At 35.3% G+C, this 326-nt stretch carries 1 protein-coding gene; it reads right to left on the bottom strand.

Annotation, left to right across the window (positions count from 1 at the left end; genetic code table 11):
* Nucleotides 1–326: hypothetical protein (locus tag R2R70_RS19405; RefSeq protein WP_410978808.1), on the bottom strand; the 326-nt coding region annotated here is incomplete at both ends.

Here is a 326-nt window from a genome sequence, read left to right as displayed (position 1 = left end):
GCAGTCATAATTTTTTCGACTGCTTTCTTTTCTTTGTTGCTTAATGGCAATATAATCATCCCAGCATCAATTTTGTTTGCTACCGCTTTACTTCCACTTAGATACTGACCATCAATCACTTCTCCTTTCTTCCACGCTTCTTTCCACTCTCCATTCAGCTGTGTTGCAGACGAAAGAAAAATCATGTATTTATTAGCCAATGTTTTTAATTTATCCGATATTACCAGCAAAACTTGATCTTCCCTAAGTTTTATTCCACTTCCTTTTGCCATTTCAGCAAAGATTGAAACTGATGTATGGATGTAATCATAGAAATAGTACTGAAC

The sequence above is a fragment of the Cobetia sp. SIMBA_158 genome, from assembly GCF_046566945.1.
GTDB classification, from domain to species: domain Bacteria; phylum Pseudomonadota; class Gammaproteobacteria; order Pseudomonadales; family Halomonadaceae; genus Cobetia; species Cobetia amphilecti.
This window is presented reverse-complemented; position numbering and strand designations above follow the sequence as displayed.